Source organism: Rhodococcus sp. MPR-R1B (genome assembly GCF_058793255.1).
Map to the genome: position 1 here is coordinate 221,424 of NZ_JBXAFO010000004.1, position 16,052 is coordinate 237,475.

General features: G+C 62.3%; 13 protein-coding genes. 5 read left to right on the forward strand and 8 right to left on the reverse strand.

What is annotated here, in order from left to right; translation table 11 throughout:
* Nucleotides 1-9: 9 nt before the first annotated feature.
* A complete protein-coding gene (locus AC1Q61_RS08470; RefSeq protein ID WP_492650881.1) occupies nucleotides 10-624 on the reverse strand; it encodes a GNAT family N-acetyltransferase in 615 nt (204 codons plus the stop codon).
* A 63-nt stretch (nucleotides 625-687) separates the two neighbouring features.
* Complete coding sequence (locus AC1Q61_RS08475) at nucleotides 688-1,695, reverse strand: iron-siderophore ABC transporter substrate-binding protein (protein ID WP_030536639.1); 1,008 nt, start codon at nucleotides 1,693-1,695, stop codon at nucleotides 688-690.
* 121 nt (nucleotides 1,696-1,816) lie between these two features.
* On the opposite strand from AC1Q61_RS08475, the gene AC1Q61_RS08480 reads away from it, so the two are divergent.
* Entirely contained in the window at nucleotides 1,817-4,126 is a 2,310-nt protein-coding gene (locus AC1Q61_RS08480) for an FdhF/YdeP family oxidoreductase (RefSeq protein ID WP_007730975.1), read from the forward strand.
* 1 nt (nucleotide 4,127) lies between these two features.
* Complete coding sequence (fdhD, locus tag AC1Q61_RS08485) at nucleotides 4,128-4,997, forward strand: formate dehydrogenase accessory sulfurtransferase FdhD (RefSeq protein ID WP_003944453.1); 870 nt, start codon at nucleotides 4,128-4,130, stop codon at nucleotides 4,995-4,997.
* Here fdhD and AC1Q61_RS08490 read toward each other — a convergent pair.
* The 3 genes from AC1Q61_RS08490 to aroQ are packed head-to-tail and all read right to left on the reverse strand — an operon-like array spanning nucleotide 4,948 to nucleotide 8,185.
* Nucleotides 4,948-6,861 carry a sugar phosphate isomerase/epimerase and 4-hydroxyphenylpyruvate domain-containing protein gene (locus AC1Q61_RS08490; RefSeq protein WP_030536642.1) on the reverse strand — a complete coding sequence of 638 codons (1,914 nt, stop codon included), beginning with the start codon at nucleotides 6,859-6,861 and terminating at the stop codon, nucleotides 4,948-4,950. The genes fdhD and AC1Q61_RS08490 overlap by 50 nt on opposite strands.
* A complete protein-coding gene (locus AC1Q61_RS08495) occupies nucleotides 6,858-7,736 on the reverse strand; it encodes a shikimate dehydrogenase (protein WP_054187687.1) in 879 nt (292 codons plus the stop codon). Before AC1Q61_RS08495 ends, AC1Q61_RS08490 begins: the two co-directional genes overlap by 4 nt.
* The gene (gene aroQ / locus AC1Q61_RS08500) at nucleotides 7,736-8,185 is read right to left on the reverse strand and encodes a type II 3-dehydroquinate dehydratase (protein ID WP_065352687.1); all 450 of its coding nucleotides are present in this window, start codon (nucleotides 8,183-8,185) and stop codon (nucleotides 7,736-7,738) included. Before aroQ ends, AC1Q61_RS08495 begins: the two co-directional genes overlap by 1 nt.
* Nucleotides 8,186-8,312: 127 nt before the next feature.
* On the opposite strand from aroQ, the gene AC1Q61_RS08505 reads away from it, so the two are divergent.
* The 3 genes from AC1Q61_RS08505 to AC1Q61_RS08515 all read left to right on the forward strand — a co-directional run bounded on the left by AC1Q61_RS08505 (nucleotide 8,313) and on the right by AC1Q61_RS08515 (nucleotide 12,809).
* The gene (locus AC1Q61_RS08505) at nucleotides 8,313-8,987 is read left to right on the forward strand and encodes a TetR/AcrR family transcriptional regulator (protein ID WP_007730968.1); all 675 of its coding nucleotides are present in this window, start codon (nucleotides 8,313-8,315) and stop codon (nucleotides 8,985-8,987) included.
* A gap of 71 nt (nucleotides 8,988-9,058) precedes the next feature.
* Entirely contained in the window at nucleotides 9,059-11,281 is a 2,223-nt protein-coding gene (locus AC1Q61_RS08510) for a glycoside hydrolase family 3 C-terminal domain-containing protein (protein WP_218748098.1), read from the forward strand.
* Nucleotides 11,282-11,471: 190 nt separating this feature from the next.
* Nucleotides 11,472-12,809, forward strand: coding sequence for an MFS transporter (locus tag AC1Q61_RS08515; RefSeq protein ID WP_003944496.1), 1,338 nt, complete (start codon nucleotides 11,472-11,474; stop codon nucleotides 12,807-12,809).
* A 117-nt stretch (nucleotides 12,810-12,926) separates the two neighbouring features.
* On the opposite strand, the gene clpX is transcribed toward AC1Q61_RS08515, so the two are convergent.
* The 3 genes from clpX to AC1Q61_RS08530 form a co-directional block, all read right to left on the reverse strand.
* A complete protein-coding gene (gene clpX, locus AC1Q61_RS08520; protein WP_003944582.1) occupies nucleotides 12,927-14,207 on the reverse strand; it encodes an ATP-dependent Clp protease ATP-binding subunit ClpX in 1,281 nt (426 codons plus the stop codon).
* A gap of 332 nt (nucleotides 14,208-14,539) precedes the next feature.
* Nucleotides 14,540-15,202, reverse strand: a complete 663-nt coding sequence (locus AC1Q61_RS08525; protein WP_003944539.1) for an ATP-dependent Clp protease proteolytic subunit — start codon at nucleotides 15,200-15,202, stop codon at nucleotides 14,540-14,542.
* A 48-nt stretch (nucleotides 15,203-15,250) separates the two neighbouring features.
* Nucleotides 15,251-15,838 (reverse strand): ATP-dependent Clp protease proteolytic subunit, encoded by a 588-nt coding sequence (locus AC1Q61_RS08530; RefSeq protein WP_007730960.1) that lies wholly within the window; start codon nucleotides 15,836-15,838, stop codon nucleotides 15,251-15,253.
* Between the last annotated feature and the right edge of the window lie 214 nt (nucleotides 15,839-16,052).

Below are 16,052 nucleotides of genomic sequence, written 5' to 3' on the forward strand. Positions count from 1 at the left end.
TAGTTCGTATCACGCGCCCCGCGGTTGACGCATCATTGCGTAGATCGTCGGCCCGCCGCCTGGCATGACGATGTCACGGGTCACTTCGAAACCGAAGCGGTTGTAGTACGGGATGTTCGATTCCTTGCTGCTCTCGAGGTAAGCGTCGACATGTTCACGGTCACAACGCTCCAACCGAGAGTTCAGCAGCGCTTTGCCGTATCCCCCACCGCGCGCCGCGCTGCAGGTCCCGACGGTCGCGAGATACCAGTGCGGCGAATTCGGGTGTGCTCCTTCGAGAACGGAGCTGACCTCGGCCGCGTGTCGTAGCCCCCTGCCGAAGACACGCACCATTGCGGGCAGGCTCACGAGCCCGGAAATCCACGACTGCTTCCACCGCCCCGGCGGATCCCACAGAGTTGCCCCGCCGATCAGGCCGTTGTCGTCGGTGGCCACCTCGACGCCGCCCCCGGCGAGGTGGTGGTAACGAGCTTCTGCGGCAAACAGTTTCGTCAGGCGATCAGCCCTGGTGGCCTCGTCCGGCAACATCCACGCCATCAAGGGATCATCTTCGAACGCCTCGGCCAACACTGCCGACAGTGCCGGAATATCGGATCGGACAGCCGGCCGTACGTGTACACCCATGAGGCGAGAGTACCGCCGACTGTCCGAATCCCTGGACTTTGAACAGCGCTGTCCTTGAACCGATCAGACAAGCAAGCCCGCAATCCGTGGCGGAATCTGTTCGAGCGCGTACGGCAAGCTCAGTACGGTGCTCCACGTCATGGCTTCGGCAGCAGCGTCTTCCAGAATGATCGCACGGCCGTCCTTCACGACGTCTAGTTCCTGGTAGATCGGGGTCTTGTCCAGCTCCGCGCGAAGCTTGTCGCCGTAGCCGCCACCGGCGTACCAGACGAGTACGTCGACGTCCGCGAGCGAGAGTTGCTCGGTGCTGATCTCGGCGAAGTTACCCGTGATCTGATCGGTGACAGGCGGATTCACGAATCCGAGTTCGGTGAAGAACCGCACCTTCGGGTCTTCCGGTCCGTAGACCCCGAACTGCCCCGGCCCCTTCAACGCGCCGACCAGAACGGTCTTGCCGGCAAACGCCGGATTGGCCGTCTTCACGTCGGCGAACTTCTGGTCGACGCCGGCGATCAGCTCGGTGGCCTTACCCTGCTGCCCCAACGCTTCGCCGATGATGGTCGTCTGGTTCTGCCAGGGGATTCCGTAATCCGCGAACTCCTTGGGCTGCGCCACCGTCGGCGCAATGGCACTGAGTTTGTCGTATTGCGCCTGAGTGAGCCCGGAGTAGGTGCCGACAATCAGGTCGGGTGTCGTGGCAGCGACCTTCTCCATCTGAATGGTGGTGCCCGCGGTTCCGATGATCTCGGGAGTCGCCCCGTTCAGCAGCGGCTGCGCCCAGGGCCACACTCCGTAGGGGTAATCGCCGTACCAGTCGAAGGTTCCGACCAAGGTCCCACCGAGCGCCAGGATCGCATCTTGATCGTTGTATCCGACACTGACGATCCGCTGCGGATCCTTGGGCAACTCCGTAGCCCCGAACTTGTGCGTGATCGATTCCGCAGAGTCACCGCTGGGAGGTGTGTCCTCGTCGTTCGAACTGGAGCAGGCTGCGGCGAATGCCAGCAACGCTCCCGACGTGCCGATCAGAAATCCGCGCCGGGTCAGCCGACCTGCGTCCGTTCGATCCATGTTCCTACCCCTTAAAGTCTGCTGGTTCGGTAGGTAAGGCTAGCCGATGAAAGCTTCATTCCGGCTAGTTCGACCGGCCCATTCGATGGCAGTACCGCGCCGTTCGGGCCACTATGGAGACATGACGCGCCAGGGCCCCTCGAAGGACATCGACGAATCGGATCTCGAAGTCACGCACCCCAAGGACTACGCCGCCGGAGTTCCGGCCGTTCTGGTGTCGCTGCAACGAGGAATCGAGCAGATGGGAGCCTTGCGGACCGCCCGAACGCTCACCAGACTCAACCAGCGCCACGGCTTCGACTGCCCGGGGTGTGCGTGGCCGGAGACTCCCGGACATCGCAAGCCCGCCGAATTCTGCGAGAACGGAGCGAAGGCTGTTGCCGAGGAAGCAACGCTTCGCACCGTCACACCCGAATTCTTCGCGGAGCACTCGATCGCCGATCTCGAAGGCAAGACCGACTACTGGCTCGGACAGCAGGGGCGACTGACGCACCCGATGGTCCTGACGCCGGGAGCAACCCATTACCGGCCGATCGACTGGGACGGCGCGTACGCACTGATCGCCGAACATCTGAACGGCCTCGCATCGCCGGACGAAGCGGTGTTCTACACCTCCGGTCGCACGTCCAACGAAGCCGCGTTTCTCTACCAGTTGATGATTCGCAGCTACGGCACCAACAACATGCCCGACTGTTCCAACATGTGTCACGAGTCGTCCGGAAGCGCACTGACCGAATCCATCGGCATCGGCAAAGGCTCGGTGACGGTTCCCGACCTCGAGAACGCCGATCTCATCCTCATCGCCGGACAGAACCCCGGCACCAACCACCCTCGAATGCTCTCGACGCTGGAGAAGGCAAAGAGCAACGGCGCCAAGATCATTGCCATCAATCCTCTGCCCGAGGCGGGATTGCGCAGGTTCAAGGATCCACAGAAGGTGTCCGGCGTGATCGGGCACGGAGTCGACATCGCGGACGAGTTCCTGCAGATCCGGCTGGGCGGCGACATGGCGCTGTTCCAAGGCCTGGGGAAGCTGCTGCTCGAGCAGGAAGATCGCGCTCCCGGGACGGTCGTCGACCGCGCTTTCGTCGACCGGTACTGCGCCGGTTGGGACGAATACGAGAAGCACATCCGCGCGGTCGATCTCGAGACGGTACTCGAGGCAACGGGTCTGTCGATGGCACAGCTCGAGGAAACGGCTGCCGCACTTGCCCGATCCGAGCGAACCGTCACCTGCTGGGCCATGGGGATCACTCAGCACACACACGGAGTCGCCACCATCGAAGAAGCAGTCAACCTGCTGCTCATGCGTGGAATGATGGGCAAACCCGGTGCCGGGGTCTGTCCGGTGCGAGGACACTCCAATGTCCAGGGTGACCGCACGATGGGCATCTGGGAAAAGATGCCGGAAGAGTTCCTGGCCGCGCTCGACACCGAGTTCTCGATCTCGAGTCCCCGCAAGCACGGATGGGACACCGTCGACGCGATCCGCGCCATGAACGCAGGCAAGGCAAGCTTCTTCATGGCGATGGGCGGCAACTTCATCCAGGCAAGCCCGGACACCGCAGCGACCGAAACAGCGTTGCGTCAATGTGAACTCACCGTGCAGGTGTCCACCAAGCTGAACCGCAGTCACGTGGTCCACGGGCAGACCGCGATCATCCTCCCCACCCTCGGACGCACCGACCTCGACGTCCAAGCCGGCGGAAAGCAGCTTGTCTCCGTGGAGGATTCGATGTCCATGGTGCACCTGTCGCGCGGACGCCTCACACCGGTCAGCCCCTACCTGCGTAGCGAAGTCGCCATCATCTGCCAACTCGCCCGCGAACTACTCGGCAACGATCACTCCGTCCGCTGGTCGGCCTTCGAGGGCAACTACGACCTGATCCGCGATTCCATCTCACGGGTAGTGCCAGGCTGCGAAGACTACAACTCCCGCGTTCGAGAGCCAGACGGATTCCAACTCCCCCACCCGCCGCGTGACTCGCGTGAGTTCCGCACGCACACCGGCAAAGCCAATTTCGGCGTGAACGACCTGCACTGGATACCCACTCCGAGTGGGCGCCTGATTCTGCAGACGATGCGCAGCCACGACCAGTACAACACCACGATCTACGGCCTCGACGACAGATACCGCGGCATCAAGGGCGGACGCAAAGTCATCCTCGTCAACGCCGAAGACATCACCGCGCTCGGATTCCGTGACGGCGATCTCGTCGACATCGTGTCCGAGTGGACAACACCCGACGGCACACTCGAAGAGCGTCGGGTCACGGAATTCCGCATCGTCTCCTACGACACCCCGCGCGGCAATGCTGCGGCGTACTACCCCGAGACAAATCCGCTCGTTCCCCTCGAACACGTTGCAGCCAAGTCGAACACGCCGGTGTCGAAGGCCGTCACCGTTCGACTCGAAGCATCGGGCGCCTGAGATGGGACGAGTCACCGCACGAACACCGGTCGTTCGAATCTCGGGTGATCGGGTCGTCACGCGCCCCGACACGCTGGCCGTCGAGGAACCACTCGAAATGAGAGTTGGCGGTCAGGTGCTGGCAGTGACGATGCGGACCCCCGGCAACGACGTCGATCTCGTGCACGGATTCCTTCTCAGCGAAGGTGTCATCGCCACCCGCGACGACGTGAGCGTCGTCCGCTACTGCGACGGCGTCGACGAATCCGGTGCGAACACGTACAACGTCCTCGACATCGCTCTCGCTCCCGGAGTGCCGTTGCCCGACCACACCACCGACCGCAACACCGTCGTCAGTTCCGCGTGCGGAGTGTGCGGCAAGACCTCGCTCGACGCCGTCCGAACCACGACGCGACATCCGCTGGTCGGTGACACGACTTCCGTCACCTCGACCATCCTGTCGGCCATGCCGGTCACACTGCGGGAGAGCCAACGGATCTTCGAGCGCACCGGTGGCCTGCACGCGGCCGGATTGTTCACCGCCACCGGCGAACTCCTGGCACTGCGCGAGGATGTCGGCCGTCACAACGCCGTCGACAAGGTGATCGGTTGGGCCATCACCGACGGCCGAGTGCCCCTCTACGACACGATCTTGATCGTCAGCGGGCGGGCGTCGTTCGAACTCGTCCAGAAGGCCGTCATGGCCGGCATTCCGATCCTCGGTGCTGTCTCCGCGCCGTCGTCGCTGGCCGTGGAACTAGCGCAGGAGTCCGGGCTGACTCTCGCCGGTTTCATCCGCGGCGATTCGATGAACGTCTACTCGCACCCGCACCGAGTCGAGGTCACGTCGAACTCGCACGCAACTGAGCCGACAGTCGCACAGCGGAGTTGACTTCCCCGTAGCCCTCGTATCCACCCACCCGCTGCACGACCTCGAAGAACAGGTCTCCCCCGACGGTCGGGGTGAACAGGTGGAAGAACTCGCCGTGAGCGTCCGCGTCGTAAAGAATTCCGGTGCTGCGCATCCGGTCGAGCAGTTCCGGATTCAGTCCGAAACGCGCGTCCAGATCGTCGTAGTAGTTCGGGGAAATGGGTAGCGGAGCAAATCCCCAGTCCTGCATGGACGCAGCGGCACCGAAGATGTTCTCACACGCGAAGGCGACGTGGCTGACGCCGCCGCGACGGACCGTCGGCAGCCCACTTCGACTTCCCTCCACCATGTTCAGCGAGATGCGCAGGGTATGTCCGTCACCGCCTTGAACGAGCGTGAGCGCCTGGCTTCGCATGAGGCCGACAGAATCGGTGACGTCCTGCCCCTCGTGTGGTTGCATCTCGAACACGGACCGTAGGAGCAGCATGATGCCGTCCCAGCTCTCGGCCGGAACCGCCAGTGCCACGTGGTCGATCCCGGTGAACACTGCGCCCTGTTCACGATTGCGCTCGGCGGGCAGCGGGTAGATCTCGAATGCCGATTCCCACGCTGCAGCGCTGCCGGGGCCACGAAGGTCGATCGATGTCGCATCGGTGACCTTCAGGCGTACGACGTCCGGTACCTCGGAGTTCTCGTCGCTCGACCCCGGCAACTGCACGCGCGTCGCCGGCACTTCGAGAGCCAGAGCGCGCTCTCCCCACACCTCGGGTTCGGTTGCCCGGATGCCGATCTGAGTGAGAACCGGTAGATCCGCAGGCAGCCCGGGCGCCGTCCACACCGTGCCCGCAGTCGCATCCACGGCAACGGTGAGCGGTCCGTGCCGCCACAACTGCAAATCGTGATCGTGGTGCCGTCCGACAAGATGAAAACCGACGCGGGAGAGCATCGAGTGCACCTGGTCCTGTTTCGCCGGACCCGCCGCGATTCGCAGAGACACGATTCCTTCGAGCGGTGTGCGCTCCGGGGCGGTGAACAGCGTGGGTCCACCGGCGGCAGGGTTCGCGGCGGCGACCTGTTCTTCCAGATGCAGGAGCGACCGATGAGCGTCGATTGCCGTCCGCTGGGTGTCGGCGCGGCGGAATACGTCGTTGAAGATCTCGAGCGACCACGGTCCGTCGTAACCGGTGGCGTAGACATGCTGAGCGAACGCATTGAGATCGAAGCTGCCCTGCCCCGGGAAGTTTCGGTGATGCCGGCTCCACTGGAGGATGTCCATCGCCAAGAACGGAGCGTCCGCCAACTGGAGGAAGAAGATCTTCTCGCCGGGAATCTCGCGAATTCCGGCGGGATCGTCACCGCGCGAGAGGATGTGAAAGCTGTCCAGACAGGTACCGAGCGAAGGATGGTCGACGCCCTCGACGATCTGCCACGCATGGCCGTACGTGTTGACGTGGGCACCCCACGCGAGCGCCTCATAGGCAACCTTCTTGCCGTGCTCGGACGCCAGTTCGGCGAGAGCTCCGAATTGCTCTGTCAACTGACCGTCATCGTGACTTGCGGTCGGCAGGGGCGAGGAGCACACCAGGAGCGTCTCGCACCCCAGTTGATCCATGAGCTCGAATTTGCGTTGCACTCGAACAAGATTCCGAGCAAATTGGGCCTCGTCCACCGTGTCGAAGTCACGGAACGGCTGATACAGATCGAGGGTCAAGCCCAGATCCGCAGCCCTCGTTCGTAATTCCTTCGGGGACCACGGCGAAGCAACAAAATCCGGCTCGAACACCTCGAAGCCGTCGAAGCCGGCAGCAGCGATGGCGTCGAGCTTCTCCTCGAGAGTGCCACTGAGCGATACCGTCGCGATCGACGTCCGGACCGGGGCACTCACAGCGCTGCCGCAGTCTGTTCGCCGTGTACAAGTTCCGTCATGTGCGCGAGCATGCGCTTACTGTCGGGCTCGATGCCCGTGAAGATCCGGAACGCGTCGACGGCCTGGAAGACAGTCATTCCGCCTCCGCTGAGCGTCGGGGCTCCGATCAACCTTGCCTGACGCAACAGTTCGGTTTCGAGTGGACGGTAGACGATTTCGGCCACCCACAGATCAGGGCGAAGCAGATCTGGCGAGAACGCCATTCCGGGATGAGCCGCCATTCCCATCGGCGTCGCGTGGATCAATCCGTTTGCCTTGCCGAGCACTTCGGCGAGGTCGCTCGTATGCCGCGCCTCGACAACCTGCGCCGGAAACTGCTGCGCGAAGGTTTGTGCAAGTTCCTGCGCGCGAGGCAGGCTCGAATCGACCAACGTCAGTGTCCCGACGCCACGGGTGAGCGCGGCATAGGCAACCGCCGCACCGGCTCCGCCGGCACCGAGCTGCACGACACGATCGAGCTGTGCTCCGGGAAGTCCGTCGTCGAAATTTCGGCCGAAGCCCGACCAATCGGTGTTGTGTCCGATCGCCTTGCCGGAGTCGAAGAGGACCGTGTTCACCGCGCCGAGCCGGCTCGCATCGGGCGAGAGCTCGTCGAGGTGCTCGATCACCAACTGCTTGCACGGGTGAGTGATGTTGAGGCCGCGGAACCCGAAACGTCGTGCATAGGTGAGAAGTTCACCGATGTCCGACGGCGCCATGCCCATCACGTCGAGATCGAGGATGCGGTAGACGTACGGAAGACCCTGCCTGCGCCCTTCTTCCTCGTGCATGATCGGAGTCAAAGAGGCTCCGATTCCGGTGCCGATCAGACCGCAGAGCATCGAATCGCTCATCAGTTCTTCCCTTCTCGGATGCAGACGAATTCGACTGCGGCGCTGTATCCGTCGATTCCCAATCCACAGATGACGGCGTCGGCGATGCCGGAGACATACGAGTGGTGACGGAATTCTTCGCGACTGTGGATGTTGCTGATGTGCACCTCCACGACGGGGGCATCGAGTGTGACCAGAGCGTCACGCAACGCAACGGAGGTATGCGAGTACCCACCGGGATTGATGACGATGCCCGCAACGTTTCCCCTGGCCTCGTGGATCCAATCGATCAGTTGGCCCTCGTGGTTCGACTGCCTTGCCTCGACCATCGCCCCGAACTTCTCGGCCGCCGCTACACAGCGGGAAACTACGTCGTCCAGCGTGTCTCTCCCGTAGAACTCCGGTTGGCGCTGGCCCAACAAATTCAAGTTGGGCCCGTTGAGGACCAGGACCGGTAGAGATGAAGTCATCAGGGGCACCTCGGGGTTGACGCTCGAAACTAATGTACGAACTAGTGAGTTAGTTCACTGGACGTTACTCCCCCGACGCGGACTCGACAAGCAAAGTCGACAAACCGCTGACAGATAGAGTGAGCACATGGTTTCCGAGCAGTCAGTGAACTCCGTGGTGTCGAAGCCGGAGAAACGACGCCGAAACAGCGATCTGACCAGGGTGAACATCATCGCCGTCGCCACCGAGGAGTTTGCCGACAAAGGCTTTGCCGGCGCCCGAGTGGACGAGATCGCAACCAAGACTCACACCACCAAGCGCATGATCTACTACTACTTCACCGACAAGGAAGGGCTGTACAAGTCCGTCCTCGAACACGCGTACAGCGTCATTCGTGCGCAGGAACGTGAACTCGACCTCGAGGGATTGAAACCCACGGCAGCAGTCCGCGCCTTGGCCGAACTCACCTTCGACCACCACGAACAACACCCGAACTTCATTCGGCTGGTAGCCAACGAGAACATGCTCCGCGGTGAGCACATCGAGAAATCCGAGCTACTCAGCGGTCTCGGCGCCCCCGCCGCCGACCTGGTCTCGCAGATCCTCCACGACGGACAGCAGTCGGGAGCATTCCGCTCCGACGTAGATGCTCTCGATATTCACATGTTGATCAGCAGTTACTGCGTCTTTCGTATCGCCAATCGTTACACCTTCAAAGCGCTCTTCGACCGCGATCTGACCGACTCGACGCATCGTGAGCATCTTCGAACAATGCTCGGCGACATGGTTGTTGCGTTCTTGACCTCGAAGGCGCCGTCCTGACCCACCCCGAAGTCCGAAAAATCCCCCTACGGTGGTGAGTGGAACTCACAGCTGCCACCGGGAGGAATGACGTGACCGAGAATTACGTAGACGGGCTTTCACTCGAGGAGAAGGCGTCGTTGACGTCGGGCTCGGATTTCTGGCACAGCCAGTCCGTTCCCGGAATCGAATCGATACTCCTGACCGACGGTCCGCACGGAGTCCGGAAACAACCCGAGGGCGGCGACGCACTCGGACTCGGCCACAGCATTCCAGCGACATGTTTCCCACCGGCGGTCGGGTTGGGCTCGTCGTGGAACCTCGACCTCATCCGCCAGGTCGGTGAGGCTCTGGGCGACGAGGCCAAAGCCGAACAGGTCTCGGTCCTCCTCGGCCCAGGCATCAACATCAAACGATCACCCTTGTGTGGCAGGAACTTCGAATACGTCTCCGAGGACCCATTCCTCTCCGGCCGCGTCGCGGCAGCCCTGATCACCGGCATCCAGTCTCGCGGCGTCGGAACCTCGCTCAAGCACTTCGCTGCCAACAACCAAGAACACGACCGGATGAGAGTCAGTGCCGACGTCGACGAACGGACACTGCGCGAGATCTATCTGGCCGGCTTCGAATACGCCGTCAAGACCGCGGCCCCGACGACGGTCATGTGCTCGTACAACAAGATCAACGGTGTGTACTCGAGCCAGAACCATTGGCTGCTCACCGAGGTACTCCGCGAACAGTGGGGCTTCGACGGCCTCGTCGTTTCGGACTGGGGAGCGGTCAACGACCGCGTGGCGGCACTCGCCGCGGGCCTCGACCTGGAAATGCCGCCGACCGGAACCGATACCCAGATCGTCGACGCCGTGCGCGGCGGCGACCTGGACGAATCAGTGCTCACCACTGCCGCCGAGCGCCTGGCGACGCTGGTGGCACGCACCGCCGCCGCGCGCACCGAGGGCCACACGTACGACGTCGAGCGTCACCACGAACTGGCACGGACCGCTGCAGCGGAGTCCGCTGTCTTGCTGGCCAACGACGGAGAACTGCTGCCGCTGACCCCCGGCGGGCAAACCGTCGCGGTGATCGGCGAATTCGCGTGCAGCCCGCGGTACCAGGGAGCCGGCAGTTCACAGGTGGTCCCGACCAAGCTCGACAATGCCTTGGACGCGATCCTCGACCTCGAAGGCGCCGACCGCGTCACTTTCGCACCGGGCTTCACCTTCGACGGCACTCCGGACGACGACATGGTCACCGAGGCTGTCGACGCCGCACGCCGCGCCGACGTCGCGGTGCTGTTCCTCGGACTACCGTCCGCCACGGAATCCGAAGGATTCGACCGAACCGACATCGAACTGCCGGCTGACCAGATCGCCCTGCTGAAAGCGGTCCACGGCGCGAACCCGAACACGGTCGTCGTGCTCGCCAACGGCGGTGTGGTTGCGATCGAGCCTTGGAAGGATCATGCCGCCGCAATCCTCGAGGGCTGGCTACTCGGCCAGGCGGGCGGCTCGGCGATTGCCGATCTTCTGTTCGGCATCACGAATCCGTCCGGCCGCCTGACGGAGACCATTCCGCATCGCCTCCAAGACAATCCGTCGTATCTGCATTTCCCGGGATCACAGCAGCACGTCCGCTACGGCGAAGGCCTGTACGTGGGATACCGCTACTACGACTCCGCACTGCGCGAAGTGGCGTACCCGTTCGGGTTCGGGCTGAGCTACACCACCTTCGACATCACCGATACCTCCGTCGAGGCCGGTGAGAACTCCGCCGAAGTGACCGTCACCGTGCGCAACAGCGGCGACCGATCGGGCAGCACCGTCGTTCAGGTCTACGTCCACGACGCCTCGGCAAGCATCGATCGACCCGCGCAGGAATTGAAAGGCTTCGCCAAGGTCCACCTCGACCCCGACGAATCCGCGACTGTGACCATCACGCTCGACACCAGGGCATTTGCCTATTGGTCCGTCGCGGCGCAGGACTGGGCGATCGAACCTGGCGACTACGAGATCCGCGTCGGCTTCTCGTCTCGGGACATCGCAACCACCGACACGATCACCCTGGCCGGGAACGTCGGCGTCGGCACGCTCGACGCCATGTCGACCATCGGCGAATGGCTCGCCCATCCCGTCGGCAGCGCAGTTCTCGGCGCCGCCATGGCTGCCGCAGCGGGCGACGGTGCACAGGCGGTCAGCCCCGAGATGATGGCACTCGCAGGCTCGATGCCGCTCGGAAAACTCGCCACCTTCGGCCTCGGGATCACCGAGGAACAGGTGGAGCAGTTGGTGGCGGCCGCAGCACAGCCGGCCTCCTAACTCCCTGAACTGCGGTTTCGACGAGCGGCGTGACCGCCAGTAGATTTTTATGAACTATTTGGTTAATAATCTTGTGTAGTTGCTGTGGCGTCGGTTACATTCCTTGTATCGCTCTCCGCACAGACGTTCTTTATACGAACACAATCGGCGGATGTAGAGCCTCCACGACGCTTCCACCCAGGAGATGAGCATGTCAGCTAGCACGGTTACACCGTCCGGGCCCGAGGCGGGGTCCTTGGCAAGGCCGGATACGACCAAGGTCAAGCGCGCCGCAACATCGTCGTTTCTCGGCAGCATGCTCGAGTACTACGACTTCTACATCTACGCCTCCGCCGCTGCGCTCATCTTCCCCACGGTGTTCTTCCCGGACAGCGGACATGCGGCTCTGCTTTCGCTGGCCACCTTCGGTGTCGCGTACGTCGCGCGTCCCCTCGGCGCTGTAGTCCTCGGCCATTTCGGTGACCGCGTCGGCCGCAAGAAGATCATGCTGCTCACGCTCATTCTGATGGGCGCAGCCACCTTCCTCATCGGATGTATTCCCAGCGCCGATTCGATCGGAGTTCTTGCACCGATCCTTCTCGTCCTGATGAGAATCGCCCAGGGCATCTCCGCTGCCGGTGAACAGAGCGGTGCCAGCTCACTGACGCTCGAACACGCCCCCGAAGGCCGACGCGCGTTCTTCTGCAGTTGGACCCTCAACGGCACCCAGGCCGGCTTCATCCTCGCCAGCCTCGTATTCCTGCCCATCGCCGCGCTCCCCGACGACATCCTTTACACGTGGGGTTGGCGAATCCCGTTCTGGGGCAGCCTGATCGTTCTGGTCGCGGCATACATCATGCGTCTCAAGCTCGAAGAGCCCGAAGAGTTCACCGAGCAGCAGGAATCCAAGACCGTCGCCAAATTGCCTGTTGCCGATCTTCTTCGCACCCACAGCGCAAATCTGATTCGCGTGATCTGCTGCGCTTTCATCGCCGTCGTCTCGACCATCTTCTCCGTCTTCGGTCTCGCTTTCGCCACCACCGAAGAAGTGGGGATTCCGAAGTCGACCATGCTCTGGGTTGCCATCGCAGCCAACGCCGTAGCCCTGCTCAGTCAGCCCGCCTGGGCGATGCTCTCCGACCGGATCGGTCGCAGGCCGTTGTTCATCGGTGGCGCCCTCGGTAGCGCGGTGTTCATCTACGTGTACTTCGGCGCAATCGCCAGCGGCAACGTTCCCCTGATCTTCCTCGCCGCAATCGGATTGATGTCCGTCTTCTACGCTGCCCCGAATGCCATCTGGCCGTCGTTCTACTCCGAGATGTTCAACACCAAGGTCCGCTACTCGGGCATTGCGATCGGCACCCAGGTCGGCTTCGCCCTCGCAGGCTTTGCCCCCGCCATCGGCAACGCCCTCATGGGCGGCGACAAGACACACTGGATGCCCGTTGCCATTCTGACTTCGGTGGCCTGCGTCATCTGCGCGATCTCGGCGTTCACCGCCAAGGAGACGTTCCGCACCCCCCTCAAGGAGCTCGGCAACCCGATCTAGCCGACCACCCCACAGACACCCTGCACGAACCACTGTGTTACACGAACCACTGTGTTGCGCGAACGACTGTGGCCCGGCATCTCGCGAGAGATACCGGGCCACAGTCGTTTTGAAGTTCTACGCCGTCTTGTCGCGACGCTCGCCACGTTCCGGCTTACGCGGAACGATGGTCGGAAGTACGTTGTCGTTGACGGTCTCCGCGGTGACGACCACCTTTTCGACGTCGTCACGGCTGGGAATGTCGTACATCACGGGAAGAAGAACCTCTTCCATGATGGCGCGCAGGCCACGAGCGCCGGTTCCACGCAAGATCGCCTGATCGGCGATAGCGTCGAGCGCTTCTTCGGTGAACTCGAGTTCGACGCCGTCCATGTCGAACAGGCGACGGTACTGCTTGACGAGAGCGTTCTTGGGCTCCGACAAGATCTGAACGAGCGATTCCTTGTCGAGGTTGGTCACCGACGCGATCATCGGCAAACGGCCGATGAACTCGGGAATCAGACCGAACTTGATCAAATCCTCCGGCATGACCTCGGCGAAACGATCGACCGTATCCAGTTCGGCCTTCGACCGAACCTCGGCGCCGAAACCGATACCGCGCTTGCCGACACGATCGGAGACGATCCGCTCGAGACCTGCGAAAGCGCCCGCGACGATGAACAGCACGTTCGTGGTGTCGATCTGAATGAATTCCTGGTGCGGATGCTTACGGCCACCCTGCGGCGGGACGCTCGCCTGCGTACCTTCGAGGATCTTCAGCAACGCCTGCTGAACGCCTTCGCCGGAGACGTCACGCGTGATCGACGGGTTCTCGCTCTTACGGGCGATCTTGTCGACCTCGTCGATGTAGATGATTCCGGTCTCGGCGCGCTTGACGTCGTAGTCGGCAGCCTGAATCAGTTTGAGCAGAATGTTCTCGACGTCCTCACCGACGTAACCGGCCTCGGTCAACGCCGTCGCGTCAGCGATGGCGAACGGGACGTTGAGCATCTTCGCGAGAGTCTGAGCGAGATACGTCTTGCCGCAGCCGGTGGGGCCGAGCATCAAGATGTTGGATTTCGCGAGCTCAACCGTCTCACCCCGCGCATCACGGCCCTTGTCGCCGGCCTGAATGCGCTTGTAGTGGTTGTAGACGGCCACGGCCAACGTCCGCTTGGCGGAGTCCTGACCGATGACGTAGTTCTCGAGGAATTCTCGGATCTCCGCAGGCTTGGGAAGCTCGTCGAGCTTGACCTCGCTCGATTCGGCCAATTCCTCTTCGATGATCTCGTTGCAGAGGTCGATGCACTCGTCGCAGATGTACACCCCGGGTCCTGCAATGAGCTTTTTGACCTGCTTCTGACTCTTACCGCAGAAAGAGCACTTGAGCAGATCCCCGCCGTCGCCGATGCGTGCCATCTCGTGAGGTCCCTACTTTCCATCATGTACGTGCACTCGCCGCCACTCGATCGGTCGAGACGCTCCGCAGTACTTCGGTAGTTGTCAGATCAGACAAACTGATCGAACAAATCTGGTCGAACAATCGCAGAACGCCGGTCGAGAACCAGCCCGTGAAGTGACGGTACCCGCAGATCCCGAACGGGGTCGACCTGTTCTCGGCGTTTCGCCTGCGGATAAAAAAGAAAAGAGTCGAGATTTCAGCCTGGCAAGCGCTCCACCAGGCACTTCTCGACGTGTCCGCCTCGTGTCGGGAATCGGGATACAGGTCCTCGACACGAGGCGGAAATCGACTACTTCTGTGCGCTGAGCTTCCGGTAAGCCAGCACGTCGTCGATGATGCCGTACTCCTTGGCCTGCTCGGCCGTGAGGATCTTGTCGCGATCGGTGTCGACGCGGATGGTCTCCGGATCCTTACCCGTGTGCAGCGACAGCGTGCTCTCCATGAGCCGACGCATACGCTCGATCTCCGCAGCCTGGATCTCCAGATCGGAAACCTGACCCTGGATGCCGCCCGTAGCCGGCTGGTGGATCAGAATGCGCGAGTTGGGGAGCGCGAAGCGCTTGCCCGGCGTACCGCCGGCCAGAAGCACGGCAGCTGCCGAAGCAGCCTGACCGAGGCAGACGGTGGAAATGTCGGCACGGACGTACTGCATCGTGTCGTAGATCGCCATCAGCGCGGTGAAAGAACCACCGGGCGAGTTGATGTACATCGTGATGTCGCGGTCCGGATCCTGCGATTCGAGAACCAGCAACTGCGCCATGAGGTCGTTGGCGGACACGTCGTCGACCTGCGAGCCGAGGAAGATGATGCGCTCCTCGAACAGCTTGTTGTACGGGTCGGACGTCTTGACGCCGTAGCTGGTCTGCTCCGTGAACTGGGGCAGGATGTAACGCGATTGGGGGCCCGACGGCGCCTGGCCGCCCAGCGAGTTAGCTCCGAAAAGATTGGTCATCAGTTCTCCAAAGTATGAATTGGGCAGCGAAAGGATGGGCGAACCGGCTCAGTTGCCGGTGCCGCCGGCCTGATTCGCACGGGAGACGACGTGGTCGACGAAGCCGTACTCGAGAGCTTCCTTCGCCGTGAACCAACGGTCACGATCGGAGTCCGCGGTGATCTGCTCGACCGTCTGGCCGGTGTGCTGAGCAATCAGCTCGGCCATTTCGCGCTTGGTGTGCTTGAACTGCTCGGCCATGATCGCGATGTCACTGGCGGAACCACCGATGCCGGCGGACGGCTGGTGCATCATGATGCGGGCGTGAGGCAGCGCGTAGCGCTTGCCCTTGGTGCCTGCCGAGAGCAGGAACTGACCCATCGACGCCGCAAGGCCCATGCCGAAGGTGGCGATGTCGCACTCGGCGAACTGCATCGTGTCGAAGATCGCCATACCTGCGGTCACGGATCCACCGGGCGAGTTGATGTAGAGCGAGATGTCTCGCGTCGGGTCCTCGGCCGAGAGCAGCAGGATCTGTGCGCACAGCTTGTTGGCGATGTCGTCGTCGACCTGGGTACCGAGGAAAATGATGCGCTCTCGCAGCAAGCGCTCGTACACCGAGTCGCTGAGGTTCAACCCAGCGGTCGCTGAAGTCATGGCGGGACTCTGCAAAGTCTCCAGGTGATTGGAAGTCACGGTACCTGCCTTCTATGTGGATCTACTTGTGCGGTGGATCGTCTATGCGAAACACTTCTACTGACACAGACAGTAACGAAGTAGGGGGGCACCGGAGTCCCGGTGCCGCCCTACTTCGCTCAAAGCGGAAAACTCAGTGCAGTCGATCGTGGTGAAAACACCCGTCCGCCTGCGT